The sequence below is a fragment of the Rhodococcoides trifolii genome, assembly GCF_014635345.1.
In the GTDB taxonomy this organism is placed as follows: Bacteria; Actinomycetota; Actinomycetes; order Mycobacteriales; family Mycobacteriaceae; genus Rhodococcoides; species Rhodococcoides trifolii.
Genome location: NZ_BMCU01000001.1, coordinates 635,991 through 659,700, shown reverse-complemented (window position 1 = coordinate 659,700; position 23,710 = coordinate 635,991). Strand labels below are relative to the sequence as shown.

Sequence of the window (23,710 nt, the reverse complement as noted above, 5' to 3'; positions counted from 1 at the left end):
CGAACCACGGACGGCTCAGCGTCGAACGAGCTCGATCAACTCCTCCGCGCGCTCGACCAGATGCGCGGCGACGACATCCGGCGTGTTGACCGCACGCGGCAGCAGCCGATCGGACGGGTTGCTCGGAGCGGACGTTCGCAGTCCGGTGATACGTGAGCGAGCGGCGTCGACCACACCCTGGCGAGGCACGTCGCGCCGGATCGCAGCGACCGTGGGTACCGACCCGAAGCGTGCGGTCATCTCCGCGGTCACGGCGTCGACGACCCGCCGCACCTGCGCGGTGTCGACACGGCCACGTCGACCGGTGCTGAGCCCGTGGCCCGGGAGGTCCACCAGCGCCACCCGAATGCCGGCCGCGGCAATCTCGTCGGCGAAGGCCGAGTGGTAGCGCGCGTGGGAGCCGACCGGAACGACGATCACCACTACCGGTCCGTCGCCTCCGTCGTGCAGTTCGACGTGGGCGGTGCCCTCGATGTTCGACCGAGCCCGGCCCCAGTCGATCTGCAAGTGCTCGATACCGGCAGACGGCGCCCCGCACACCCGACTCGCAGGTTCGAGGGCGGCCTCGCACGACGCGTGGGTTCGCAACGCGTCCTCGGACCGGAGCAACGATTTTCCCTGCAGCAGGATCATGACTGCCGCCGCTTCCTTGCACGTCAGCGTCGGTTCCCACCCCAGTGTCTTCTTCAGCTTCGTCGAGTCGACCTCGGTTTCTCCGGCCGTCACCCACTGCCCGGAGAACGGTGTCAGACCGAGTCGGAAGGCGACGTTCGCCACCACGACGGCCGGGCGCTCCGGCACGTCGAACATCAGCTGACCCTGCATCGCCGCGAGTTCGCGGACGCCGAGGCTGCCGTCGGGACCCAGGTTGAACGGGCCGACGAGGTCGGTCTTGGCTGCGCGAACGAACGCGTCGACCATGTCGTTCTGGTGCAGGAACTGGTATTTCGCCAGGTCTGCCTGCGGGAACACGCCGACCGGTCCGGTCAACTGATCGATGCCGTCGTTGTCGAACGCCGGGCCGATGATGTAGGTCGGCCGCAGCAGCGAGATCGTCATCTCGCCGGGATGCCGACGCAGCCACCACTCGGCGTAGTGCTCCACTTCGGCCTTGTCGTGGAAGTAGTAGCGGCCCGGGTCGCCCTCGGGGTAGTCGTCCTCGGTGAGCGGTTCCTCGCGCAACCGCGGACCGTAGGCATTGATGCTCGACGCGACGACGACGCGCGACACCCCGGCTTCGTATGCGGAGTCGATGACGTTGCGCGACCCACCGATGTTGATGTCGTGCGTGATCGACTTGTCGCGGATCTCCTCCACGACGAACGCCAGGTGGATGACCGCGTCGCACCCACTGAAGATGTCCACGAGATCGGACGCCCGAATGTCGCGACGGACGAACTCGAGCTTCGGATGCGTGATCGTCAGCTGTCTCCGACCGAGTCCCACCACGGAATCGACGTCCGGATCGTCCAGCAGTGCGGGCAGGATCGCCGCCCCGAAGTCGCTGGTGGCGCCGGTGACGGCAACTTTCACGCCCATGCCTTGTTTTCGGCGACGGTTTCGGCGATCTTCTCCGTCACTTCGGCCAACTGCGCCGGCGTGTGGTCGGCCATCACGCACAGCCTGAGGATGGCTCCGGTGCGCGGAACCGCCGGATGCACTGCGGTACTGACGAACACACCCTTGTCGAACAGGCTGCGCCACAGCCCGACGGCAAGCAGGTCGTCACCCACATGCACCGACACAATGGGCGACGCCGTCTCACCGCCGGGGGCGGGCGAGGGCGCGCCGACTTCGACGCCCTGCGCGGCCAAACCCTCACGCAGCACACGCGCGTTGTCGAGAACGCGCGTCGCGCGATCGGCACCTTCGCTGCTCCGGATCAACCGGACGGCCGCCAGAGCTGCGCCGACAGCCGCCGGCACACCGGATGTGGTGAAGATGTAGGCGCGAGCCTGCACGCGGAGGGTGTCGATGAGATCGGACGAGCCGGTGATGAAGCCGCCTGTCGAACTCGGCCCTTTCGACAGCGAGGCCATCTTCACGTCCACCTCGTTCGCGACGCCGAACAGTTCCGCGGCGCCCGTCCGGTTGGGTCCGTAGATGCCGAGGCTGTGCGCCTCGTCGACCATGAGAGCGGCGTCGTACTTGGTGCACAGCGCAGCGATGGCGTCCATCGGAGCCAGATCGCCTTCCATCGAGTACAACCCGTCGACGATGACGAGAATCGCACCGTCACCCTCGATCGGCCGGGACAACGCGCGTTCGAGGTCGACGAGGTCGTTGTGGGTGAACTTGACGATCCGCGCCCCGGACAGTGCGGCGCCGTCGCGGATGGAGGCGTGGGCCGCGCTGTCGACGACGATGCGATCACTCGGTCCGACGAGCGCGGCGATGGTACCCAGGTTCGTCTGGTAGCCGGTGGTGAAGACGAGTGCGTCGTCGGTGCCGTGCCAGTCGGCGATCTCCTTCTCGAGTTCGATGTGGAGATCGAGCGTTCCGTTGAGCAGTCGACTGCCCGTCACCGCAGCACCGAACTTGTCCAATGCGGCCTGCGCACCCGCCCGGATCGCCGGGTGGTCGGCGAGACCGAGGTAGTTGTTCGAGCCCAACATGATCTTCTCGCCGCCCTCGATTACGACCGTCGGTGCGGTGACGGACTCGGCGACCCTGAAGTACGGGCTGAAGTCGCTCGCGCGTGCGGCACGGAAAAGTTCGACGCGGTCGTCGCCCTGGAGGCGCTTGACCAATCTGTTCGTGGGCATGGTCACCTTTTCTGGAGTTTCGGCTCGCCCGGCCATGCGCGCGGTAAACCGGCGTCGGGCAAAATGCGATCTCACGCGAGGGCAAGCAGTCTTTTTCTGCCGTGCAATTCGCTGGATATTCATTATTCGTAGCGTCCGTCCGGACAGATTGGTCGCGCCGGGAGTTTTGCGCGGCACGCATCGGGTGGACCGACGTCGACCCAGCTAGAGACGTTGCCGAAGACAGAAACATTCCAATTACCCGTTTATTGTTTTTACCGACTCTTTACCGAAACGGGACCTTCTCAGCGCCCCGAATCAATTGCTATCGTCGACGGTAGAGAAAGCATCGTAAACACGAAGGATTGTGATGACCGCTTTTATGGCACGAGAACGGGATCTCGTCAGAAAACACTTCCCGGACCTACTCGACTACCTCGATTCCACTCCGCTCATGGACATGGAGGGGCCCGACAGCAAAGTCATCGACCAGTTCCGATCGGCCGGCGGTACCAAACTGACGATTCCCGCTGAGGCCGGCGGCCTGGGTGCGTCGGCCCTCGACGTGGTGCGCATCCAGCGTGTGTTCGGGAGCAGGTCGCCGTCCCTCGGGGCGGGCACGACCATGCACCATCTTTCGCTCGCGACACTGCACGAGTTCTCGCAGAGCGGCAGCGACGACGACCGCGCGCTCGTGAAGTCCTTGGTCGATCAGAACGCGATCGTGGCGTCCGGCTTCTCGGAGGGCGTCACCGGAGGCAGCGTCTTCGTCCCCACCATGAAGGCCGTCCGCACGGGCGACGTCTACGTCATCAACGGCAGCAAGAAGCCGTGCAGCCTGTCCCGATCGATGGACTTGCTCACTGCGAGTGTGGAAGTCGACACCGGCGAGCGCGCGATCGCGCTCATCCCTGCTGCACTCCCCGGCATCAGCGTTCGCGAGTTCTGGACCAGCCCGATTCTCGCGGGGGCCGAGAGCGAAGAAGTGGTCCTCGAAAACGTCGAGGTGCCAGCCGATCTCGTTCTGCTCAACGGCGAGGACGATCCCGACGGCGAGACCGAGATGACCGGCTACCTCTGGTTCGGCATGCTCGTCGCCGCGAGTTACCTCGGCGCCGCCAGCAACCTGCTCGAGCGGGTTCTCGCGGCCGGCAAGAACGACTACGAGGGATACGTTCGCGCAGCCGCCGACGTCGAGGCCGGCATGGGCGCAATCGAGGCCATCGCTCGCGCTGTCGACGACGGCGAACGTGGTGAGGACATCTCGGTGCGACTGTTGTTGGCGCGCATATCGATTCGTGAAGCGTTGGTGCGCGCAACCGCCTCCGCGGTGGAGACTCTCGGCGGAATCAACTTCATCCGCAACCCGGAGATCGGGTACCTCGCGTCCGCGATCCACGCCTTCGCGTTCCACCCGCCGTCACGACGCACGATCTCCGAGACCCTGCAGAAGTACCACCAAGGGGAGCCGTTCGCGTTCCTCTGACGGCTACATGTGTGCCTGCCCGGTCGACGCGGAGGTCCCGCCGTCGACCGGGAGCACGACCCCTGTCACGTATTCGGCTGCGTCACTGGCCAGGAACAGCACGGCCGGCGCGATGTCGTCCGGCTGACCGACCCGCCCGAGCGCGGTGCGGTTCTCCAACGCGGCCGTTCGTGGGCCGTCGTCGAGGACGGCGCGGGTGAGGTCGGTGACCGTGAACGCAGGCGCAACGGCGTTGAGCCGCACACCCTTCGGGCCCCAGTCCAGCGCCAGCGAACGGACGAAGTTCGACACCGCGGCCTTGGTTGCGTTGTACCCGGCCTGACCCCAGTCGCCCAGTTGACCCGACACGCTCGACACCGCCACCAGATTGCCGCCCGACTCGGCGAGCAGCGGCAGCGTCGCCTTCGCGAGGTGGAAGAACCCGTCGACGTTGGTCGCACGCATCGTTTCCCACTCGTCCTCGGGCAGTTCGGTGAGATCACCCGACGCGTATCCGGCCGCATTGCTCACCACGACGTCGAGCCGTCCGAACCGAGACGTCACGGTCTCGACCAGCGAACGGACGTCGGCGGGCTTGCCGACGTCGGCCGCGACGGCAAGTCCGTTCTCCGACCCGATCTCCGCCAGTGCGCCGTCGAGACGGTCCTTGTTGCGACCGGTGATCACGACGGTGGCGCCCGAGTTCAGGAACGCGCGGGTGATGGCGAGCCCGATGCCGGATCCACCTCCCGTCACGAGGACGACGGAACCGGTGAAATCGAAGGTCGCGTTCTTGGATGTCATGCTCTGCTCAACGAGGTGAGCTGCAAAACCCTTCCCGCCGAAGATCAGGGTCCGAATCCGGGAAACCCCCGATGCGGCCGGCTGCGTCGAGAAGCACCATGTACCCATGACATTCGACATGAAGACCACAGATACAGAGTTCTTCCGCACCGGATCCGAGAAGTGGATCGGCGGCGTGTGCGGGGGCATCGCGCAGTTCACCGGCTGGGACGTCGCCTTGGTCCGTGCCCTCGTCGTGGGGGGCGGCTTCGTATCCCTCGGAGCCGTCGTTCTGCTCTACCTCGCCGCGTGGATGTTGGTACCCGAACGGTGACGAATGTCGGCGCTGGTTGCTCCGAGAGTGCAACCAGCGCACAACAATTCAGTCATCGGATCTAGCTGGAGAAACCGCTGCCGGAGGTTCCGAGCAGGTTGGCCAGGAATTCGCCGATGTTCTCGCCGAGTCCGGAGGTGAGGCCACTGACGATCTGAGAGATGAGTTCGCCGAGCATGTGCAGAACCTTTCGCCGTATCGGGCGAACCGGTCGGCAACGCCCGCGGCGATGCTAACCCCGCCGAAACGGCACCGTCGAGCACTTCCGGACTAAAAGTCGATTTGCCCGTTCCGGGTGCACGAACCGACCTTCGTACAAGGCGAACCCTCTGCAGCAGAGCACCTTTCCCGTCTCGGGCCCCGTTCAGTCGTGCAGAAGCCACCCCGTCGGCGCAGCCAGTTCGTTGGCCGCCCCGGGACCCATGCTGCCGGCCGCGTACGACTGGACAGGCGGCCTCGCGTCGAGGAGCGGAGCCGCCACCTCCCACACGTATGCCAGTCCGTCGGGACGGGTGAACAGTGAACGGTCCCCGTCCAGAACGTCGAGGACCAGTCGCGCGTAGGGCGACAAGGGGTGGGCCTCCGGGACCGATTCGAGCGGCAACGACAGGTGTCCGATCGCGAGGTCGGCGTCGGGACCCGGTTCCTTGACCGTCATGGAGATGTCGATCTTTCCGTTGCCCGACAAATCGAACGTCAGGACCGCGCCGTCGACGGGCAGGTGCTTCACCGGGCCCTCGGGGCGACGGAAGATCAGGCTCACACGCTGCGCACCGACACCGAGCATCTTTCCGGTCCGCAACACGAACGGAACGTCGCGCCACCGGTCGGTGTCCACCCACAGGCGCGCGGCGACGTAGGTGTCGGTCGTGCTGTCGTCGGCAATTCCCTCGACGTCCTTGTAGCCGTCGTACTGCCCGAGTACGACCTCGTCGGTGTTCAGCGGGCGGAACGCGGCGATGACGGATTCGCGAGCGCTCTGCAGATCCTCGGCACCGAGGCTCAGCGGCGGCTCCATCGCAACCTCGGCTGCGACCTGGAACAGGTGGGTGACCAGCATGTCCAGGACGGCGCCGGTAGCGTCGTAGAACTCGGCGCGGTCGTCGATGTCCAGGGTTTCGGGTACGTCGATCTGCACCTGCTCCACGTGTTCGCGGTTCCAGACGCCACCGATCATGCCGTTCGCGAAGCGCAGAATGTGCAGGTTCTGAGTGCTTTCCTTGCCGAGGAAGTGGTCGATTCGATAGACCTGGTCCTCGTTGACGACCTTGTGCACCGCCTCGTCGAGCTTCTCGAAATTGCTCTGCGAGGTTCCGAACGGCTTCTCGTACACCACACGAGCGCCCTCGACCAGCTCGTGCTTGCCGAGCGCATCGGTGTAGTCGACGAACGTGCTCGGCGGCAACGCGATGTAGTGCACCAGCTGAGCATCCTCGCCCAGCTCCTTCTTCACGTCGGCGACGACCGACGGCAGGTCGCCCGCGTCGTCGACGGTGAAACCGTTGCCCGCGAACCGAAGTCGCTTCGCGAACTCGTCCCACGGCCCGTCCTCCGGCTTGGGACCGAATTCGGTGAGGGCCGCGTGCACGTGGTCGCGGAACTCGTCGTCCGTCTTCTGGCCACGCCCGTTGCCGATCAGAGTCCACTGGGCCGGCAGCAGCTCGGCCTGCGCCAGCTGAAAGAAGGCAGGGAGAACCATGCGCTTCGCGAGATCACCCGTAGCGCCGAACAGGACGAAGACGGTCGGGCCGAGCGATGAGGATGCAGTCATTTCTCTATTGTGCCTACTGGTCGCTCCGCAGGCTTCGCTCCTGCCGCCCACTTTCGTGCCCGGCTACGCTCGGGGCGTGACACGACTTCGCTTCGACGGCGACATAACGGGCATCGGGACCTCGAGCGGTACCCGCCTCGTGGTGGGCCACTGGCCGAGTTCGCACCTCGGTGAATTCACCGATGTCATGATGGAATTCGCCGACGGCCACCGAGTGCTCCTTGCGCCCAGCGAGGCCGTCCGCGACTTCGTCACCACTACCTACCACTTCGACGAGACCCGGATCCATCCGGTGACGCACTCCGCTTCCGGGGACACCGTGACCGTGGTGGCGGGTGATCTGACCGTGAAGTTCGTCGTCGGCGGGCAGACCGCCCTGGGCCGGCTCCTCGGTCTCGTCCCCAGCCCCATTGCTGTCGCGCCGTGGTTCTGCACCATCACCGACCCCATCGCCCGCGTCGTCCTGCGCGGCGTTCGCACCCGCGGAACCGCCGGGTACGGCCGACGCGAGTACTACGGCGCCCGCGGTCAGCGTCGCGTCGTGTCCGCCGAAGTCACCTGGAAGGGCGACGACATGGGCCACCTCGCCCCCGTGACCCCGCCGGTGACGTTCGGCTTCGGGTCCACGCCCGCAGCCCCCTCGACGACCCGGATCACGACGACGATCGACGAGTAGGCCTTGTTCAGAATGCCTCGTTGACGTCGCGTGACAGGCGAATACCCGCGGCACCCGTGATGCACGTGACCCCACGCTCGAAATCAGACAGGCAATGAATCGAGCCGACGTCGATCGCCGTCCCGTAGTTCAGCACGTTCGCGCCGGGGGCTTCGACCGTCTCGTCGGGCCTAGCGCATTCGTACCGCGATGTCGGTCCTGAGGCGTAGATACGAGTTGCGGTTTCTGGCGCCGTACACGTGCTCCCGTTGTCGGGCGCGACCGTGTCCTTCGCTTGACACGCAACGGAATCGGTGATTGCACCGACGGCCGAGATCGAACACGCGACGTTGCCCGTGGGGGTGACGAATCCGAAGTCGTGACCGGACTGCGACCCCTCGATCCGAAAGCGCTCGGAATCGACGAGTGGTACCCGAAATGGGCCTCCCACCGTTGTCGCTTCCGAGTCCTGCACCGTCTTCGTCACCACCACCGTCTCGGTCGCCGGCGCCTGCGCCTCGGTCGTCGGTGCGGCGCTGGCGGTACGGGTCAGCGGCGGAAACGTCACCACCGGATCGGCGACGGCCGTGCCCTGGGCTGCGTCCGGCGCCCCACCTCCCCCACAGGCGGTGAGCAGTACGAGCGCGGACGCCGTGACGGCCAGTCCGATCGAGCGGGAGAGCGATGGCATGAGAACTCCTCGTCCCGAGCCGGCCCCCTGCCGACTCGTCTGATCAGTTCATCGGACCGTCGGGGTAGATCATTAACTTCGCTCAGGTCACGATCGTGACACGCTGCAGATTGAACTTTGAACCAAGAGGGTAGTGAAGGGCCATGAATCCGACCAGGTCCCTCGAACCGGTGGACGGCCACCTCCCCATCTCCGATCACGGACTGATCGGCGACGGCCAGAGCTGCGCTCTCGTCGCGCGAGACGGCGACATCGGTTGGCTGTGCCTCCCCCGCTTCGACAGCCCACCATTCCTTGCCGGACTGCTCGACGCCGACCGCGGCGGGTCGTTCACCGTTGCGCCCGTTGACCTTCGGGGTGGTGAGCAGCGGTACCACGACGACACGGCCGTTCTGACGACAACTCTGGACGGACCCGCCGGCACCGTGGAGGTGACGGACGCGATGACGTTGCGTTCGGGAGCCGACCTCACCGAGCTCGCCTCGGCAAGTCGAGGCGAGCTCGTCCGCATCGCCCGCGTCACGAGGGGAACCGTCGAACTCGTCGTTCGATTGGCACCGAAAGCGGCCACCGTGTTCGTGGACGAGGCCGGCGAATGGAACGTCTCCACGCAATCCCATCCGGATGTTCCGTTGCGCCTGTTGAGTTCTCATCGTCTGACCGTTGCCGATGACGGATCGCTCGGCGCGATCGTGACGCTGCGCGCCGGCGAAGTTCTCACGGTGTCGTTGCACTGGTCCGGGGAGACGCGACTGAAGCCGACGTTGGATCCGAACGGTCTGATCGAACAGACGGAGGCGGCGTGGCGGCGATGGATGGAGCACGTCGAATACGAAGGGCCGCAGCGTCGTCTGGTGCGTCGCTCGGCGCTCACCTTGAAACTGTTGGACCACTCCACCACCGGCGGCATCATGGCTGCGGCCACGTCGTCGCTCCCGGAACATGTTGGGGGCGTCCGTAACTGGGACTATCGCTACACCTGGGTGCGCGACGCCGCCTTCTCCACCTACGCACTGCGACGCATCGGGCTCACCACCGAGGCCGATGCGTTCCTGAGCTGGACCCTGGCCTGCGCCGAGCGTGACGGCAAACCATCCATCATGTACGCCCTCGACGGCGGGCAGCCGCCGGAAGAGTGGGAGGACGACACCCTCAGCGGATGGCGTGGGTCCGCACCGGTCCGGTGGGGCAACGGAGCTGCAGGCCAAACTCAGCACGACGTCTACGGCGAATTGTTGGACGTCGCCTACCAATGGGCACGCGCCGGCGGCCGCATCGACGACCATCTCTGGGACGTACTGACCGCGCTGACGGAGCAGGCCATCGAGAACTGGACGGTTCCCGATCACGGCATCTGGGAGATCCGCGACGCCGGCCGCGCGTTCACGTACTCGGTGACGCTCTGTTTCGTCGCCGTGGACCGCGCTCTGAAGATCGCCGACATCGCCGGACGCGAGTGCCCGACGGACCGTTGGACGTCCGCCCGCGACGAGATGCGTGAGGCCGTTCTCGAGCAGGCCTTCGATCCCGAGGCCGGAACGTTCACCGAGCACCTGTCACCGGACGGGGAGAACCGCGGCGGACTCGACGGGTCCCTGCTCGCACTGCCGTTGCGCCGCATCGTCGACTTCGACGACCCCCGCATGGTCGCCACCGTCGACGCGGTGTGGAAGCGTCTCGACGCCGGTGACGGGTTGCTCTACCGCTACCTGCACGACGAGTCGTCCGACGGACTCCCCGGCAAGGAAGGCGCGTTCCTTCTGTGCTCGTTCTGGTTGGTGGACAACCTGACCGGGCAAGGTCGGCTCGACGAGGCCGAGAATCTCTACGACTCGCTGTGCGCCAGGGCGAACCATCTCGGTCTGCTGAGCGAAGAGATCGATCCGTCCGACGGCTCGTTCCTGGGCAACTTTCCGCAGGCATTCAGCCACATCGGCGTCATCTCCAGCGGGTATCGGTTGGCACAGGCGCGACGCGATCAGCGGTAGGTGTAGTTCTGCTCCCGCGACAACAGGAACGCGTTCGAGCCCGTCAGTGCGCAGGACATGCCTTCCTCTCGGGAGACGCAGTACACCGGACCTACGGTGATGATCTCGCCGTAGTTCAGGACCGGTGTGTCCGCGCCGGCCGCGTAGATACCCTGATTGGTGCAGAAGTGAACGGCTCCGGCCTGCTCGACGCGTACGGCATACGTGCTGTTTCCCGCGTTGCCGCACTGCGGTCCGTCCGTCGGCGCGACGCTGGATCCCGCCTGGCAGCCGACGAATCCGGCCGACGATCCGTCCGGAAACAGTCCGCAGAACACGTTCCCCGACGGTGACACGACGTAGTAGCCATTCCCCCTGAGGTACGACGCAGGGTCGACAGCCACCTCCTCGGAGCCGGGCCGGCTGGGGTGGACGTTCCCGCTCGGGGCCGTGGGCGCGGTTCGCTCGGCTTCCTCGACCGACGAATCGGGAACGGGGGTATCGGGAACGGGGGTATCGGGAAGGTCGATTCGGGGCACGGTGGTCTCCACGGACGACACCGTCGACGGCACGGACTCTGCCGGCGTCGACGTCACCACCTTGTCGCTCGAGCATGATCCGACGGTCATCGCGACGGCCACGGCGGCGGTGGCAACGGCTGCTCGGACGCGGTTCGAATGGGTCATGCTCACAACATCGGACTCGCGAGGACTGCCATTAGCCGCAGGGTGGTCACGATCGGGTGAAGAGTAAAATTTCCCCGATACCAACGCCCGCCCGCAAGAGGAGTGACGTGACCGCACAAGTCGAAGAACTGCAGTTTCAGGCCGAGACCCGGCAGCTACTGGACCTGATGATCCATTCGGTCTACTCGAACAAGGATTCGTTTCTTCGCGAGCTCGTATCGAACTCGTCGGACGCGCTGGACAAGCTGCGCCTCGAGGCCTACCAGAACAAGGATCTGGACGTCGACACGTCCGATCTGCACATCGATCTCGAGATCGACAAGGACGCCCGCACGCTGACGATTCGAGACAACGGAATCGGGATGTCGCGCGCGGAGGTCGTCGATCTGATCGGCACCCTGGCCAAGTCCGGTACCGCCGAAGTGCGGGCCAAGCTCAAGGAAGCCGCCGCGTCCGAGGAACTCATCGGCCAGTTCGGTATCGGTTTCTATTCGACGTTCATGGTTGCCGACAAGGTCACCCTGCTGACCCGCCGCGCCGGTGAAACCACCGCTACTCGTTGGGAATCGAGCGGCGAAGGCACGTACACGATCGAAGAGGTGGAGGGCGCCCCGCAGGGCAGCTCGGTCACCTTGCACCTCAAGCCGGCCGACGACGAGGACCACCTCTACGACTACGCGTCGGAGTGGAAGGTCAAGGAGCTCGTCAAGAAGTACTCCGACTTCATCGCATGGCCCATCCGTATGAAGTCCGAGACCGAGGTCGACGGTGAGAAGACCGTCACCGACGAGACCGTCAACTCGATGAAGGCACTGTGGGCTCGCTCGAAGGACGACGTGTCCGAGGACGAGTACAAGGAGTTCTACCGCCACGTCTCCCACGCGTGGGACGAGCCGCTCGAGATCATTCCCATGAAGGCCGAGGGCACGTTCGAATACCAAGCGCTGCTGTTCATTCCGTCGCAGGCGCCGTTCGATCTGTTCATGCGCGAGAGCAAGGTCGGTGTACAGCTCTATGTCAAGCGTGTCTTCATCATGGACGACTGCGACGACCTGATTCCCGAATACCTACGCTTCGTCAAGGGTGTCGTCGACGCACAGGACCTCTCGCTCAACGTCTCTCGAGAAATTCTGCAGCAGGACCGCCAGATCCGTGCCATTCGTCGCCGGCTGACCAAGAAGGTTCTCTCGACCATCAGGGACTTCGACGCCGAGAAGTACGACACGTTCTGGTCTCAGTTCGGCAAGGCGATCAAGGAAGGCCTGCTGTCGGATACGGACAACCGCGACACCATTCTGGAGATCTCGTCGTTCGCGTCCACCCATTCCGAAGAGGGCGTCACGAAGCTCTCCGAGTATGTGGAGCGAGTAAAGGACGGACAGGACAAGATCTATTACATGACGGGTGATTCTCGTCAGCAGATCGAGTCGTCACCGCACATGGAAGCGTTCCGCGACAAGGGAATCGAAGTTCTCCTCCTCACCGACCCGGTCGACGAGGTGTGGGTCGGCTCGGTGCCCGAGTTCGACGGCAAGGCGTTCCAGTCCATCGCCAAGGGCGCAGTCGACCTCGAGTCCGAGGACGAGAAGAAGGCCACAGAAGCCTCGCGTGAAGTGCAGGAGAAGGACTTCGCGGACCTGCTCACCTGGATGACCTCCACCCTCGAGGAGAACATCAAGGAGGTACGGCTCTCGTCGCGTCTGACCACGTCGCCCGCCTGCATCGTCGGTGACGACTTCTCCATCACCCCCACGCTGGAGAAGATGTATCGCGCATCGGGACAGGAGGTTCCGCACATGAAGCGGATCCTCGAGCTCAACCCGTCGCACCCGTTGGTCACGGGCCTGAAGAAGGCACAGGCCGAGCGCAGCGACGACACCGATGTCGCCGAAACTGCGGAATTGCTCTACGGCATGGCCCTTCTCGCCGAAGGCGGCGAACTCGAGGACCCGGCCAAGTTCACCAAGCTGCTGGCCGACCGGTTGACTCGCACCGTGTGATAATTCCCCCGTCCCCCGGCTAGGATTCGCAAATGTCGGGGGACGTGGTGGTTATCGGGGCAGGACTCAGCGGGCTCGTCGCTGCAGTCGAGCTGGAGCGCGCCGGTCATACCGTGACCGTGTTGGAAGCGGCCGACCGCATCGGCGGGAAAGTTCTCACGCGCCACATCGGCGGCGCGCACGTCGATTACGGCGCCCACTGGATCGGAGCCGATCAGAGCGCGGTCATCGACCTGGCTCGCGGTCTGAACATCGAGACAGCGCCTGAGCCGGTCCCATCGAAGGTCGCGGACGAGATCCTCGCCCTCGGCGGACGCGTGTACCGCCACCACGGTGATATCCCGCCCCTGTCACCGCGAGGACTGTTCTCGCTCGGACTCGGGCTGGCCAGAATGGGAATCCTTGCCCGACGGCACCATCCGGACGACGAGATGGCAGACGTGTTGGCCCGGCGATGCTTCCGCTCACCCGACTCCCGTCAGGTTCTGACCTGCGTGTTCCGACTGGTCTTCGGTGCCGATCCGGCCGACGTTCCTGCAACGGCAGCCTTCGCGTACATGAAAGCGGCGGGCAGCGTGCGCGCTCTGACCTCCGTGAAGAACGGTGCGCAGGAACGGTTCTTCGTCGAGGGCACGTACGCCCTCGTCGACGCCGTCGCACAGCAGCTGTCATCCCCTCCCCGAACGGGAACGCCCGTCGTGGCGATTCGGCAGGACGAGAACGGGGTGGACGTGGTCACCGCCCGCGAGACACATCGCGCCTCGGCGGTGGTCGTCGCGGTCCCCCTTCCGGTCGCGACGGCCATCGAGTTCGACCCGCCGCTGCCACCCGCCGTCTCGGCCCATCTGAGCACATCGTCGATGGGTGAGTACGCCAAGACGATCGCCGTCTACGACACACCGTGGTGGCGCGCGAAGGGACTGACCGGCACCGTGGTCGACGCCGACGGCCCGATTCAGATGGTCGTCGACGGCAACGCAACCCGAAAGGCTCCCGGCGTGCTCGTGGCTTTCAGCGCGGGAAACGCTGCTTCAGAGCTGTTCTCACGTCCGGATAGGCGCGAGGTCGTCGTGGCCGAACTGGTCCGCTTGTTCGGGGCGGAGGCCGGCGCACCGACTGTCGTCGACGACTTCACGTGGTCCGAACAACCATGGCTGCTCGGTGCGCCGACCAGCATCCCGGCCCGTGGAGCCGTACTGACCGCAGACCAGTTGCGGCACAGGCGAATACACTGGGCAGGAGCCGATTTGGCTGACCGGTGGCCCGGCTACCTCGACGGAGCGGTTCGGTCGGGGCGCCGGGCAGCGGCGGACGTGCTCGCTACGTTCCCGGCCTGATCAGGGCTGCGATCGCCTCCACGCACCCCTCGAACTGGTGCCCGCCGGACGGATGCTCGTGCAGTGTCGCCGACGGCAGCACCACCGAGTTCAGAGAGAGGTGATCGACCGGGACCACATCGTCGTCCCGGCAATGATGCAGTGCGAGAGCAACATCAGCCGGCTCGGCGGTTACTGCGTACTCCGGCACATCCCACCCGGAGGCGCCCCAGTCGGGCATGGCCAGCACCGTCGCGGATGCGATGGCACCCGAGTCGGGTTCGGCCAGAACCCGCACCAGGATCGACGCCCCGAACGAATGCGCGACGACGACCGTGTCGGAACCCGTCTCGGTCAGGACCGCTCGCAACGGAGTCGCCCACGCCTCGAACGACATGTCCGCGGACGAGAACTCCGGCATCACCGCTGTTCGCCCGAGCGCCCGCGCTAGCGCGTCGGCCAACGGTCCGTCGTCGACGAACCCGCCGGCGCCGTGGACGAACAGCAGGTCCGGCATCAGGCGAGGTGCACGCCGTCGACGACCTCGGGGCGGTGCTTCTCGATGAGCGCCATGAACTCCGCGTGTTCGGCCTCGGGCACATCGAGGAAGCTCAGGGTCGCGGCGATCTCCTTGTAGACCGCGTCGAAGCCCTTGGTGTCGATGTGGAGTCCGTCGTGTGCAGCCACCATGTCCTCTCCCGGATAGCATTTCGGGCCGCCGGCCGCCTCGATCGACCAGGCCGTGACCAGAAACTTGTATCCGGGCGCGTTGGCGGCGACACCGTGATGGGCGTGCACGGCCTCGTTCGCATTCACCGCCACGTTGGCGAACAGTCGATCCACCAAGATGTCGACCGCGCCGGCAATACCGTAGGTACCGCCGAGCCGATCGAACAGCGAGCCGGGGGTGGCGGCCTCTGCGGCGAGCTCGTTCACGTCGTCCGCGCTCGGGCGAGTGTCGATTGTGTCGGTCATGGTCGCGACCCTTCGTCGTCTGATGTGGCCCACGCCACACTCCACTCGACTGTGCCGTGGAATCGGCGTCCCGTCAACAATTGAACGACCGGCCTCCGGCCTGCCCGCTGGCTTCGACTATTCCTCCGGCTCGGAGAGCCCTTCCCGCTCGTCTCGTTCTGCCCATTCGATGAGCGGATCGAGCGAGAACACCGCATCGTCCATGCCGGCGTGCAGATCGCCGAGCTTCGCGTACCGGTCCGGAACGGTGAAGATCGTGAAGTCACCTGGTTCCACGTTCGGGACCTCGTCCCACGAAATCGGCGTCGACACAGTCGCTTCCGGGTTTCCGCGAACCGAGTACGCGCTCGCGATAGTGTGATCGCGTGCGTTCTGGTTGTAGTCGACGAAGAGTTTCGACGGGTCGCGTTCCTTGCGCCACCAGGTGGTGGTCACGTCGTCGGAAGCACGACGTTCCACCTCCCGAGCGAACGCCAGCGCCGCCCTGCGCACATCCTTGAAGCCGTACGCGGGATCGATGCGTACGTACACGTGGAGTCCGTGTCCGCCGGACGTCTTGGGCCAGCCGGTCGCACCCAGTTCGTCCAGCACTTCCTTCGCGACCCCGGCGACGCGACGAACCCGGTCGAAGGGACAGTCCGGCATCGGATCGAGATCGATGCGCCACTCGTCGGGCATCTCGACGTCGGCGCGACGACTGTTCCACGGATGGAACTCGACCGTCGACATCTGCACGGCCCAGATCACGTGCGCGAGTTCGGTGACACACAGTTCGTCGGCCGTGCGGTTGTAGCGCGGGAAGGTGACCTTCACCGTCTCCATCCAGTCCGGTGCACCGTTCGGCAGACGCTTCTGATGCACCTTGTCCCCAGCCAACCCGTCGGGAAAGCGGTGGAGCATGCACGGGCGTTCGCGCAACGCATTGACGATCCCGTCGCCGACGGAGAGGTAATAATTCACGAGATCGCGCTTGGTGGCGCCGCTTTCGGGAAAGTAGACACGGTCGGGATTCGACACGCGCACCGTCCGCTCGCCGACTTCCACTTCGATTGCCGGAGACTTGGCTGCCATGAACGAAAGCGTAGGCGCTCGTGCACCTGCCTACCCGCTAGGACCTCAGAGTGATCCCGTACCGGTCCCTCTTGCGGTAGATGGTTGCCCGGCTCATCCCGAGTTCTTCCACAGCGTCGGCCATGCTGACGCCCGGCCGACTCAGAACACGAATCATCTCGTCCCGCTCGAAGGTCTCGATCCGGGTGAGCCGATGTGTGGTGCGAGACAGCACCTCCGGGGGTAGGTGATTGACTCCGACGACATCGGCGCGCACAGCTGCCTGGTGCATCACGGTCGCCAACTCCGTGACGTTTCCCGGCCACGAGTAATCGCGGAGAGCACGCTCCGCAGTGGGGGTGAGTGTCACGTCGCGTCCGCGCACGCGGCCGGCCAGGTGGAGTGCGAGCGGAGCGATGTCGTCGGGACGGGTCCGAAGGGGCGGGACCTCGACGACGGTGTGGACCAGATGCGCCAGAGCAGGCGGGACGTCGTCGTAACTGGACGCCGTCACGGTCACCGGCACCCCGTCGCCGGCGCGACGCAACATCTCGGCCAACGCGTCGGCACCGCGCGCGGGGAGCCGGTCGACATCCCGGATCACGACGGCAGTATCGGGTTTCGGGAGTTCCGGCGTCCATAGATCGAGCCAGGCGTCGACGTCGCGGGCAGCGGGCACACCCGCGCTCAGAATGCGGCCGCGGGGGCGGGATGCGCGGAGGGCCCTGGCCAGAATCGTGGCGCGTCCCGTTCCCGACTCGCCGACCATCAACACCGAACCATGTTCTGCCAGTGCCGCTTCCGCCGACCTCAGGGCACCACGCCAGGCCGCGGACAACGTGTCGATGCTGCCTCCGCCGCGTGCCGTCTCGACGCGGAAGACTTCCCCGCGCGGCGCCGGTCGTGGCTGCTGCCCTTGCGATCGAGCGAGCATCATGGCCGCCGTATTCCCTGCGGCCGACTGGGCGAGCGCCAGAAGCAGGTCGGTCGACGAGTCCGACCAGGTGGTCAGATTCACGCACCCCTCGACCGCTCCGGTGAGCGGATGCAGCACCGGCGCAGCCGCGCACGTGTAGCCGGCCAGCGAGAGTGAATAGTGCTCGGAGGCTCGGACCACCGCGGGGACGCGGTCGGCCAACGCCAGGCCGAGACCGTTGGTTCCGGCCTGGTTCTCGCCGTAGGAGAAGCCCGGGGCCAGATGCACGCGGTCGAGCGCCGCCAACAGCTCGCGGTTCGCACTGACGCGGTCCAGGACCAGACCGTCGGCGTCGGTCAACATCATCGACACCGGCTCGTTCGCGAGGGTGTCTCGCAGACCGTCGAGCACCTCGCGGCCACACCGGTAGAAGAGGGACTCACCGTCGTAGGTACCGGAGAAGACGGGAGCGACCTCGTCGAGCGGGACTCCGTACTCCTGGCTGCGGTGCCAGGACGCGAGAAGTCGGTGGGAGACGGCAGCGAGCGGTTCCGAGTGAACCCGAGCGCGCACGAGACCTTCGGAATCGGCCATGTGATCGAGGTTACATTCCGGCGCAACAGCGGCCCTCGGGCGTGCGTCTCGAATTGAGACGCGGTCCGGCCCTCGACAGCCCTCGACCGTCCTAACGTCAGTTCCAGACCGACGTGACGGACGTCACGCAAGGATCCGGGAGGCTCATCGCATGTACACCAAGAACGGCGAAAACTACTTCATCGTCGACGCTCACGTCGCGCTCTGGGACGCGCGGGTCGAGAACCAGCGCAACATCCACGGCAAGCAGTTCATCGACTGCTTCTACGACTACCACCGCAACCTTTCGCCCGAGAGCGAACTGTGGACGTACGACGAGTACCTCTACCAGGGCGGCGAGCGGTTGATGCACGACCTGTTCCGCATCGGGTACGTCGATCACGCCATCTTCCAGCCGGCCCACCTCGGCGAGTTCTATCACAGCGGGTTCGGACAGACCGAGGAGGCGTCGGCACTGGCCGCAGCTCACCCCGACAAGCTGACCTACAACCACCACTTCGATCCCCGCAACGGTGAGCGTGGCCTCGACCAGCTGCGTGCTGACGCCGAGCGCTTCGGACTCAAGGGCGTCAAGCTCTACACCGCCGAGTGGAACGGGGATTCACGCGGCTACAAGCTCGACGACGACTGGACGCGGCGCTACCTCGAGGTGTGCCGTGAACTCGGTATCAAGAACATTCACGTTCACAAGGGGCCGACCATCCGACCGCTCGATCGCGACGCGTTCGACGTGGCAGACGTCGACCACGTGGCCACCGACTTCACCGATCTGAACTTCGTCGTCGAACACTGCGGCCTGCCGCGCCTCGAGGACTTCTGCTGGATCGCCACGCAGGAACCCAACGTGTACGCCGGACTCGCCGTGGCCATCCCGTTCATGCACACGCGCCCGAAGTACTTCGGACAGATCATGGGCGAGCTGCTGTACTGGCTCGGCGAGGATCGCATCTTCTTCTCCTCCGACTACGCACTGTGGACGCCGAAGTGGCTGGTCGAGGGGTTCGTCGACTTCCAGATTCCGGAGTCCCTCGACGAGTACGCACCCATCACGACCGAGCAGAAGAAGAAGGTGCTCGGACTCAACGCCGCCAAGCTCTACGACATCGAGGTGCCGGCCGAGCTACAACTGCCCGACGCGAACGAGACCGAGACCGGACCCCGTCAGCCCGAGCGGGCCGACCTCGCGGCGGTCTGAGATGACAGCTGCACTGATCACGAGACGAGACGAGGCTTTCGCAGCACTCGGAGCCGTGTTCGATCCCGAGTTGGACGAGCCCATCACCGACCTCGGGTTCGTCCGGTCGCTCGACGTCTCGGGCGGCGAGGTGCACGTTCACCTTCGCCTCCCTACGTCGTTCTGCTCACCGAATTTCGCGTATCTGATGGCGGGGGACGCGAAAGACGTACTGGGAGAGCTGCCGTGGACCGAGAGCGTCCTCGTAGAGCTCGACGATCACCACGACTCGGAGAAGATCAACGCCGGTCTGGCGGCCGATGCGGGATATCGTGGCACCTTCGGACACGAGGCCGAGGAAGACCTCGAGGAATTGCGAGCGACGTTCCGCCGCAAGGCCTACGTGGCGGCGATGGAGCGCTCGCTGATGGCGTGGCTGCGTTCGCATTCCGGAGCCGTCGAGGCGGATCTCGCGTCGCTGGTTCTCGGTGACCTGCCCGACGATCGCACCTCGCACGCGTTGCTGCGACGCCGGGAAGCACTAGGTCTGCGAGTCGATCCCGCTGCGCCGGCCCTGGTCGATCACACGGGACGACCGCACACCGGTGATCTGACGATGGTGATGCGACGGGCGCGCGCCACCAGGGTGTCGATCGACGGCAATGCCCACTTCTGCCGTGGGCTGCTCCAGACCAGGTATCCCGGTTCCGAAGAGCAGCAGGTACCTCGCCAGGAGGGGTCGTTCGTTCCGTTGTCCACTCTCACTGTCCCGCAACGAAATCAGGAGCATTCGCGATGAGCACGATGCGTGCCGTTCAGGTAGTCGGCTATCACAAGAACTTGGAGATGACCGAGGTTCCGATTCCCGAGGTGCAGGGTCCTCTCGACGTGATCGTGAAGATCGGTGGAGCCGGTGTGTGCCGCACCGACCTGCACATCCTCGAAGGTCAGTGGGCCGAGAAGTCGGGCGTCACATTGCCGTACACGATCGGACACGAGAACGCGGGGTGGGTGCACGCGGTCGGATCGGCGGTCACCAACGTGTCCGAGGGCGACAAGGTCATCCTGCATCCCCTCGTCACGTGTGGGCTGTGTCGAGCGTGCCGCTCGGGTGACGACGTGCACTGCGAGACAAGCGACTTCCCCGGTATCGACACCAACGGCGGATACGCCGACTACCTGCGGACCAACGCCCGCACGGTGGTGAAGATCGACGACTCTCTCGAACCGTCGGCGGTTGCCGCATTGGCCGACGCCGGTTTGACGGCCTACCACGCCGCCGCGAAAGCGGCCCGGCGCTTGACCCCGCGCGACAAGTGCGTGGTCATCGGGGCCGGTGGACTCGGGCACATCGGCATTCAGGTGCTCGAGGCGCTCTCCCCCGCCGAGTTGATCGTGATCGACCGCAACGCCGACGCCGTGAAGCTCGCCCTCACACTGGGCGCCGACCACGCGGTGGTGGCGGACGGCAGCCAGGTCGAGCAGGTCATGGAACTGACGGGCGGGTTCGGCGCGGAGGTCGTGCTGGACTTCGTCGGTGAAAATGGCTCTACCGCTCAGGGTTTGGCGATGACTCGCCGGGCCGGTGACTATCACGTCATCGGGTACGGCGAGAACGTCGACGTGCCGACCATCGACCTGGTCTCGGCCGAGAAGAACATCGTCGGCAATCTCGTCGGGTCCTACAACGACCTGTGCGATCTCATGTCGCTTGCCGCGCGCGGAGCCGTGAACCTGCACACGCAGACGTACGCGTTGGACGATTTCCAGACCGCCATCGACGACCTCGACAACGGGCGGGTCCGCGGTCGCGCAATACTCGTACCGTAACTTTTTCATCGCTCGAGAAGGAGCAACGTTGATCTTCATCACCGCCAAGTTCAAGGTCAAGGCCGAGCACGCGGACAACTGGCCCGAGATCTCCCGCGACTTCACGCAGGCCTGCCAGGCCGAGGAGGGGTGCCTCTGGTACTTCTGGTCCCGGACCCTCGACGACCCCACCGAGTACGTCCTGGTGGAGGCGTTCAAGGATCCCGACGCCGGTGCCGCGCACGTGAACTCGGATCACTTCAAGCAAGCGCAGAAGGATCTCCCGCCCTACCTGCAGGAGACGCCGAAGATCATCAGCCAGGAGGTCGACGGGACCGACTGGAACGAGCTGGGTGAGCTCGCGGTCAAGTAAGCAGTCTCGAGGCGGCCGTCCCTAGATGGGGCGGCTGCCTCGCTGTATTTATCTAAAGACGCCGCCCTGTCACGCTCACGCAGTGTGCGACGAACCGATCCCGGTCCACGTCGAGCTCACCCCGAAGGTACGAGGTGAACAGTCCGGTCAAGGCTCCCACCACTGCGGTCGCGGTGAGCCTGCGGTCCACCTCGTCCAGGTCGGCAGGAAGGTGTTCGCTCACCAGGCCTACGAACGCCGGGACGGCGCCGAACCCTGCCGATGAGAGCGCCTGGTCGGCGAATGGTGCAATCAGCAGAACCCGTCCTCGTCTCGGGTCGTCGACCATCAGCGTCACGAACGCGGCGACGGCGCGTGCAGGATCTCCGGACGTATCGGCGAGAGCAGTGTGCGCCTCACTCGCGACGTGCTCGTACACGCTGCGTACGAACGAGTCTCGATCTCCGAAGCACTGGTAGAAGTAGCGCTCGGTCACGCCCGCGGCGGCGCACACAGCACGGACATTGACCGCGGGGCCGTCGACGGCGCCCAGCAGATCGATGCCGGCGTGCAGGAAAGTCCGCCGCCGCTCGTCGTTCCGCTCTTCTTGACTACGCACGTTGTCAACTCTACTGTGACAACATGCGTAGTCAGACCGGGCTGGGGCCGGACACACTGACCTGGAAGTACTTCGGGGACTGGCGCGGCATGCTCCAGGGACTGTGGGCAGGCTCGATGCAGAACATGCATCCCGGACTCGGCGCGGCAGTCGAACAACACTCGACGTTCTACACCGAACGCTGGCAACGCCTCCTCCGATCCCTCTATCCCATCGGCGGCGTGGTGTTCGACGGCGAGCGCGCGGCCGAGACCGGTGCTCGAATCCGTAAGTATCACAACGATATCGAAGGTGTCGATGCGCAAGGTAGGAAGTATCACGCCCTCGACCCCGATACCTTCTACTGGGCACATGCCACGTTCTTCATGGGCACGATCCTCACCGCCGAACATTTCGTCGGCGGGCTCACCGAGGCGGACAAGCGGCAACTGTTCGACGAACATGTCACCTGGTACAGCCTCTACGGCATGAGCATGCGGCCGGTCCCCGAGAGCTGGGAGGCGTTCCAGGAGTACTGGGAACACATGTGCGGCGCCGTTCTCGAAGACACGAAGGCTGCGCGCGACGTGCTCGACCTCTCGACTCTGGCTGTGCCCCCGGTCATCTCGTGGCTACCGGTGCCGGTCTGGTCGGTGATCAGGCGACCGATCCAGCGCAGCGCGGTGCGCATGACCGTCGGACTGTACGACCAATCGGTCCGCGACCTTCTCGGCTACACCTGGACCGAGCGAGACGAAGTGTGGTTCCAGCGGGTCTGTCGTCTCGTTCGAGCCGTCGGTCGCCTCGTCCCGAAGCGTCGACTCCTCCACCCCCGAGCTCGCGGCGCCTACGACCGCGTATCGGGGCGGGCCGCTCCGCTCGCCGAGACGCCGGACCGGAACCTGCCCCCACCCGACAAACGAAACAGCCCAAGGCATTACGTGCCCGGACGCTGACTAGGCGAAGGCGTCGACCACGTCCCGATCCGACGCCCCGGATGCAATCAGTGCGGCCAACTGGATGCGGGCCTGACCGGCTCGTAGCTCACGGGAGAACACGGCCCCTGCCTGGAGCAGGTCGTGGCCGCCACCTCCACCGCCGTACGTCGACGAGGTCTCCCCGAACGGCACACGGGTCGTGACCACCACCCGAAGTCCCACCGCCACGCAGTCTTTCACTGCGCGGACCACGTGCGTGTTGGCGTTCCCCGAGCCCATGGCTTCGAGCACGATCCCGGACGCTCCCCGCTCCCGACACGCCTCGATGGCCGCGCCGTCGACACCCGGATACAGGGCGATCACGTCGACCCGAGTCTCGGCGATCGAGCACCACGACAAGGGCTTCGGGCGAGGGAGCGCCGCAGAGAAAAATGCGTCGAGATCGGACGTGTGCTTCTTGATCGCCCCGCGCGCCGGCAGCAATCGCCCACCGAACGCGACGAGCACGCCGCGCTCGGAGCGGGCCGCCGCTACGGCATCGGCGATGTTGCGCGAACCGTCCGGGTCGGGGTGATCCGCGGTTCGCTGAGCTCCGGTGAAGACGACCGGGCGATCGTCGTCGTGGAAGAGGTCCACCAGCAATGCCGACTCCTCCATGGTGTCGGTACCGTGCAGCACCACCACCCCGACGCAACCGTCCTGAGCCAATGCGTCGACCACAGCAACGCGAATGGCGTCGAGATCCTCGAGTTCGAGAGCCGAGCTGTCCTTCGTCATGACCTCGCGCACTCGAACGCCGTCGACATCGACGCCGACCCCGGCCATCGGGCGAGACACGCCGCGCTCGTCTCGGCTGCTGGCGATGGTGCCGCCGGTGGTCAGCAGGGTCACG

The 23,710-nt window shown here is 65.5% G+C and carries 23 protein-coding genes; 11 read left to right on the top strand and 12 right to left on the bottom strand.

All coding sequences use genetic code 11. The features are described from left to right. Positions 1 to 15: 15 nt before the first annotated feature. Complete coding sequence (locus IEW02_RS03140) at positions 16 to 1,539, bottom strand: NAD-dependent epimerase/dehydratase family protein (RefSeq protein ID WP_188543219.1); 1,524 nt, start codon at positions 1,537 to 1,539, stop codon at positions 16 to 18. Continuing rightward, positions 1,530 to 2,765 carry an aminotransferase class I/II-fold pyridoxal phosphate-dependent enzyme gene (locus tag IEW02_RS03135; RefSeq protein WP_188543218.1) on the bottom strand — a complete coding sequence of 412 codons (1,236 nt, stop codon included), beginning with the start codon at positions 2,763 to 2,765 and terminating at the stop codon, positions 1,530 to 1,532. Before IEW02_RS03135 ends, IEW02_RS03140 begins: the two co-directional genes overlap by 10 nt. Positions 2,766 to 3,114: 349 nt before the next feature. Here IEW02_RS03135 and IEW02_RS03130 point away from each other — a divergent pair, with 349 nt between their 5' ends. After that, a complete protein-coding gene (locus IEW02_RS03130) occupies positions 3,115 to 4,230 on the top strand; it encodes an acyl-CoA dehydrogenase family protein (RefSeq protein ID WP_188543217.1) in 1,116 nt (371 codons plus the stop codon). Between the two features lie 3 nt (positions 4,231 to 4,233). Here the strand turns inward: IEW02_RS03130 and budC are convergent, their stop codons facing one another. Further along, complete coding sequence (budC, locus tag IEW02_RS03125; RefSeq protein WP_188543216.1) at positions 4,234 to 5,013, bottom strand: meso-2,3-butanediol dehydrogenase; 780 nt, start codon at positions 5,011 to 5,013, stop codon at positions 4,234 to 4,236. A 106-nt stretch (positions 5,014 to 5,119) separates the two neighbouring features. Between budC and IEW02_RS03120 the strand changes: the two genes are divergently transcribed. Then, positions 5,120 to 5,326 carry a PspC domain-containing protein gene (locus IEW02_RS03120; RefSeq protein WP_188543215.1) on the top strand — a complete coding sequence of 69 codons (207 nt, stop codon included), beginning with the start codon at positions 5,120 to 5,122 and terminating at the stop codon, positions 5,324 to 5,326. Positions 5,327 to 5,690: 364 nt separating this feature from the next. Here the strand turns inward: IEW02_RS03120 and IEW02_RS03115 are convergent, their stop codons facing one another. Further along, complete coding sequence (locus IEW02_RS03115; RefSeq protein WP_188543214.1) at positions 5,691 to 7,097, bottom strand: glucose-6-phosphate dehydrogenase; 1,407 nt, start codon at positions 7,095 to 7,097, stop codon at positions 5,691 to 5,693. A gap of 76 nt (positions 7,098 to 7,173) precedes the next feature. Between IEW02_RS03115 and IEW02_RS03110 the strand changes: the two genes are divergently transcribed. Then, the gene (locus tag IEW02_RS03110) at positions 7,174 to 7,773 is read left to right on the top strand and encodes a hypothetical protein (protein ID WP_188543213.1); all 600 of its coding nucleotides are present in this window, start codon (positions 7,174 to 7,176) and stop codon (positions 7,771 to 7,773) included. Between the two features lie 7 nt (positions 7,774 to 7,780). On the opposite strand, the gene IEW02_RS03105 is transcribed toward IEW02_RS03110, so the two are convergent. After that, positions 7,781 to 8,443, bottom strand: a complete 663-nt coding sequence (locus tag IEW02_RS03105; RefSeq protein WP_188543212.1) for a hypothetical protein — start codon at positions 8,441 to 8,443, stop codon at positions 7,781 to 7,783. A gap of 143 nt (positions 8,444 to 8,586) precedes the next feature. On the opposite strand from IEW02_RS03105, the gene IEW02_RS03100 reads away from it, so the two are divergent. Beyond that, positions 8,587 to 10,431, top strand: coding sequence for a glycoside hydrolase family 15 protein (locus tag IEW02_RS03100; RefSeq protein ID WP_188543211.1), 1,845 nt, complete (start codon positions 8,587 to 8,589; stop codon positions 10,429 to 10,431). Here IEW02_RS03100 and IEW02_RS03095 read toward each other — a convergent pair. Further along, positions 10,422 to 11,096 (bottom strand): hypothetical protein, encoded by a 675-nt coding sequence (locus IEW02_RS03095; protein ID WP_188543210.1) that lies wholly within the window; start codon positions 11,094 to 11,096, stop codon positions 10,422 to 10,424. The two genes, IEW02_RS03100 and IEW02_RS03095, sit on opposite strands and share 10 nt — an antisense overlap. A gap of 107 nt (positions 11,097 to 11,203) precedes the next feature. Here IEW02_RS03095 and htpG point away from each other — a divergent pair, with 107 nt between their 5' ends. Together htpG and IEW02_RS03085 are read left to right on the top strand one after the other, a co-directional pair. Beyond that, positions 11,204 to 13,096 carry a molecular chaperone HtpG gene (gene htpG, locus IEW02_RS03090; RefSeq protein ID WP_188543209.1) on the top strand — a complete coding sequence of 631 codons (1,893 nt, stop codon included), beginning with the start codon at positions 11,204 to 11,206 and terminating at the stop codon, positions 13,094 to 13,096. Between the two features lie 32 nt (positions 13,097 to 13,128). After that, positions 13,129 to 14,433 carry a flavin monoamine oxidase family protein gene (locus tag IEW02_RS03085; protein ID WP_188543208.1) on the top strand — a complete coding sequence of 435 codons (1,305 nt, stop codon included), beginning with the start codon at positions 13,129 to 13,131 and terminating at the stop codon, positions 14,431 to 14,433. Here the strand turns inward: IEW02_RS03085 and IEW02_RS03080 are convergent. The 4 genes from IEW02_RS03080 to IEW02_RS03065 form a co-directional block, all read right to left on the bottom strand. Next, positions 14,417 to 14,929: an alpha/beta fold hydrolase gene (locus tag IEW02_RS03080; RefSeq protein ID WP_188543207.1), complete on the bottom strand. Its 513-nt coding sequence runs from the start codon at positions 14,927 to 14,929 to the stop codon at positions 14,417 to 14,419. The two genes, IEW02_RS03085 and IEW02_RS03080, sit on opposite strands and share 17 nt — an antisense overlap. Continuing rightward, positions 14,929 to 15,387 (bottom strand): group I truncated hemoglobin, encoded by a 459-nt coding sequence (locus IEW02_RS03075; RefSeq protein ID WP_188543206.1) that lies wholly within the window; start codon positions 15,385 to 15,387, stop codon positions 14,929 to 14,931. The genes IEW02_RS03080 and IEW02_RS03075 overlap by 1 nt, the downstream gene beginning before the upstream one ends. A gap of 117 nt (positions 15,388 to 15,504) precedes the next feature. Further along, positions 15,505 to 16,458: a non-homologous end-joining DNA ligase gene (ligD, locus tag IEW02_RS03070; RefSeq protein ID WP_188543205.1), complete on the bottom strand. Its 954-nt coding sequence runs from the start codon at positions 16,456 to 16,458 to the stop codon at positions 15,505 to 15,507. A gap of 37 nt (positions 16,459 to 16,495) precedes the next feature. After that, positions 16,496 to 17,947, bottom strand: a complete 1,452-nt coding sequence (locus IEW02_RS03065) for an AAA-type ATPase lid domain-containing protein (RefSeq protein ID WP_188543204.1) — start codon at positions 17,945 to 17,947, stop codon at positions 16,496 to 16,498. Positions 17,948 to 18,098: 151 nt separating this feature from the next. On the opposite strand from IEW02_RS03065, the gene IEW02_RS03060 reads away from it, so the two are divergent. The 4 genes from IEW02_RS03060 to IEW02_RS03045 are packed head-to-tail and all read left to right on the top strand — an operon-like array spanning position 18,099 to position 21,303. Continuing rightward, entirely contained in the window at positions 18,099 to 19,142 is a 1,044-nt protein-coding gene (locus IEW02_RS03060; protein WP_188543203.1) for an amidohydrolase family protein, read from the top strand. Position 19,143: 1 nt separating this feature from the next. Beyond that, entirely contained in the window at positions 19,144 to 19,920 is a 777-nt protein-coding gene (locus tag IEW02_RS03055) for an iron-sulfur cluster assembly protein (protein ID WP_188543202.1), read from the top strand. Positions 19,921 to 19,925: 5 nt separating this feature from the next. Next, a complete protein-coding gene (locus IEW02_RS03050; protein ID WP_188543976.1) occupies positions 19,926 to 20,951 on the top strand; it encodes an NAD(P)-dependent alcohol dehydrogenase in 1,026 nt (341 codons plus the stop codon). A gap of 28 nt (positions 20,952 to 20,979) precedes the next feature. Further along, positions 20,980 to 21,303: a putative quinol monooxygenase gene (locus IEW02_RS03045; protein ID WP_188543201.1), complete on the top strand. Its 324-nt coding sequence runs from the start codon at positions 20,980 to 20,982 to the stop codon at positions 21,301 to 21,303. Positions 21,304 to 21,355: 52 nt separating this feature from the next. Here the strand turns inward: IEW02_RS03045 and IEW02_RS03040 are convergent, their stop codons facing one another. Continuing rightward, the gene (locus IEW02_RS03040) at positions 21,356 to 21,901 is read right to left on the bottom strand and encodes a TetR/AcrR family transcriptional regulator (RefSeq protein ID WP_188543200.1); all 546 of its coding nucleotides are present in this window, start codon (positions 21,899 to 21,901) and stop codon (positions 21,356 to 21,358) included. A gap of 23 nt (positions 21,902 to 21,924) precedes the next feature. Here IEW02_RS03040 and IEW02_RS03035 point away from each other — a divergent pair, with 23 nt between their 5' ends. Beyond that, positions 21,925 to 22,836 (top strand): oxygenase MpaB family protein, encoded by a 912-nt coding sequence (locus IEW02_RS03035; protein ID WP_188543199.1) that lies wholly within the window; start codon positions 21,925 to 21,927, stop codon positions 22,834 to 22,836. Here IEW02_RS03035 and IEW02_RS03030 read toward each other — a convergent pair whose 3' ends face one another. Then, positions 22,837 to 23,709 (bottom strand): asparaginase, encoded by an 873-nt coding sequence (locus tag IEW02_RS03030; RefSeq protein WP_229745753.1) that lies wholly within the window; start codon positions 23,707 to 23,709, stop codon positions 22,837 to 22,839. It lies immediately after the preceding gene. Between the last annotated feature and the right edge of the window lies 1 nt (position 23,710).